Genomic DNA, 2,407 nt, shown 5'->3' on the forward strand with positions numbered 1-2,407 from the left:
CTTGAGTAGGTCTATATATGGATCCAATGCTTCCTGTTTAGACAGCAAAAATCAAACTAATATTTCAATTCACACACAACTTTTGAGAATGATCCATTAAAAGTAGCATCACGGGATGAAGTTATTTTGTTTTAATACTTCCGATATAACTTTTGGCTATTTCATTAACTTTGCTTTCCATTATATACTTTTTTAAGTGTTGATGAAAGAGGACGCAGTTTTCGAGGATGACTCCCTCTTTGCTTTTAATTAATTATTATCCTGTTTTGAGTTGCCCAATAAAAGGATCTCATCTACCAGAATTTCGTTGATGTACTGTTTATCTCCAGCTTCATTGTTATAGGGGCGATAAGTTAATTTTACTTTAATAGGAATTTCCTTTCCCTTAGAGATATAATTACTAGCAAGTTCTGCCTGTTTACTCAAGGCTACCAGCTGGTGCCATTGTGTTTCCTGAACTTTCTCTCCGTCTTTAAAAATTGTTCATTGGTGGCCAAAGAAAATCGGCAAACCAACATACCATTTTCAAACCTGTGGGATTTAGGATCTTCCCCTACGTTTCCAATTAACTGTACTGTGTTTCTAAGCGTTTTCATAACTAAAAGATTTAAAGGTTTATAATTGATTTTAACTGATTTACTTATTGTATCCTGAGCGTTTTCCTTTTTTAGATTTTTTTAATTCCGCTTCCTTTTTGTGGATGTTGTATGATTTCATTTTTTCCGTTATTAGATTTACTTCCCGTAGTGCCTTCACTGTTACCTTTTTTTGATGCTGATACACTTTCAAGATTTAGAAGTTAGTCCGGACTTATAAAAAGGGAGCGCAGGGACCGGCTTTATGCAGTCCGGACTAACTTCAAAATCTTGGTATTTTGCATTACAAAAAAAGGTAGTGGCAGTGAAGTCCGGGAATACTTCAAATAGGGAAATGGAAGAATAGGGAAGAAGCAGGAAGCGGAATTAAATTAATGAAATCCAATTTAAGGACTTAAGTGAAAACCAGAACCGGGAATGGAGCTTTTCCGCTTTTTGTGCGGAAGAAGCGAAATAGGAGGTGGCGGTTTTTTACTTGTGTCCGGTGTTTGTTAATGAAGCTCTTTAGCCTGGAGGTACGGAAGGCTAATGTGCTGAATGGGTTATTGGATACTTCAACTTATTCTAATCTTTAAAGCGTTAAGGGTTTATTGCTGAATGCATATTGAAAATTTAAATAAGGTATAAAATCAAGATATTATGTAAACCGTACTATTTGTACGGTTTAATTTCATCAGGAATTCTTAAAAAAAATTATTTTTGGGTTATTTAAGGAAAATTTAAGATATCAATGTAATTGACGCTGGCGAAGCCATGTTGTTTTTTAATTGGAGATAAAGATGGGAGAAGAAATAAACGTCTATTATTCGTTTAATATACGACTATGGTTTTTATTCCTTTTATTTTTAAGAGGGTAATCTGTTTTATAATTGCCTGATAAGGAATGGAGACTGGAAACTTTTCTTTCTGAAGGAACCTTCTATAAAATATAAAACAGAAAGTGTTGCCAAAGTAGTAAGGGAAGCAGAGAATAGGGCAGGAATCAAGAAACGAGTAAGCCCGCAAATGCTGTAGGACTCCTTTGCCACTATTTTTTGGAAAGTGGAACCGATTTAAGATATATACCGGTATATTAGGACATAAAAGCACCAAAACCACTGTTATTTGGACCCATACGGCTAGAAATATTTTTTTTTAAAATCAAAAATCCGCTAGATTAGCTGAAGTAAAGACATAATAGATATAAATGTAATACTGCATTTATACGTACGTTGTGTGCAAGCAAAATGAATCATAATGAAAGTACAATTAGTTATAGCAGTTTTCCTATTTGGATGTTTAACATCAATTTTCGGACAGACAATATCGAAAAATGAGTTAAAAGAAATTCTGCAGGAAACTTTGATTAAATCTCGAGATTTTGTGCCAAATGCAACTAATTCTTGGATTTACGACAATAGTGAGAAGGACTATGAGACCAAGGATACTTTGATTTTAAATACTGCTCGAAGTTTAAAAAGAGATTATTGCCAAACAATTAATTGGACTTTTTACAAATGGAATAAATTCCAACTTGAAGTTGCGGACTATTGTAATGAACCACCGACAAAATTAGCATCCAAGGATAAAGATTATTTTCAACTTCTGATAAAAGAGACTGATGGTAAAATCCACCTTATGTTCCAGAATCAAAATAACATCCAAGATAAATTCGAAATTATTGAATTGGTAGAAAATTTACCTCTTGAGAATGATAGCAGCCAATTTGCCTATACTTTAAAATAAAAACGGATTAAATAAAGCCAGCACACAACAATATATCCTATGAAAAGCAATAAGTCCTTCTCTCAAATTTAATATTTTATTTTCTA

General features: G+C 33.3%; 3 protein-coding genes. 1 reads left to right on the plus strand and 2 read right to left on the minus strand.

The features are described 5' to 3' along the window. Positions 1-249: 249 nt before the first annotated feature. Both B5X53_RS19560 and B5X53_RS19565 read right to left on the minus strand, forming a co-directional pair. Positions 250-426 (minus strand): single-stranded DNA-binding protein, encoded by a 177-nt coding sequence (locus B5X53_RS19560; RefSeq protein WP_317042341.1) that lies wholly within the window; start codon positions 424-426, stop codon positions 250-252. Between the two features lie 2 nt (positions 427-428). After that, a complete protein-coding gene (locus B5X53_RS19565) occupies positions 429-596 on the minus strand; it encodes a single-stranded DNA-binding protein (protein WP_317042342.1) in 168 nt (55 codons plus the stop codon). 1,236 nt (positions 597-1,832) lie between these two features. Between B5X53_RS19565 and B5X53_RS18775 the strand changes: the two genes are divergently transcribed. Continuing rightward, on the plus strand, positions 1,833-2,321 hold the full coding sequence (locus B5X53_RS18775; protein WP_079714735.1) for a hypothetical protein: 489 nt from the start codon (positions 1,833-1,835) through the stop codon (positions 2,319-2,321). Positions 2,322-2,407: the final 86 nt, after the last annotated feature.

It is taken from the genome of Salegentibacter salinarum, from assembly GCF_900168115.1.
Taxonomy (GTDB): Bacteria; Bacteroidota; Bacteroidia; order Flavobacteriales; family Flavobacteriaceae; genus Salegentibacter; species Salegentibacter salinarum.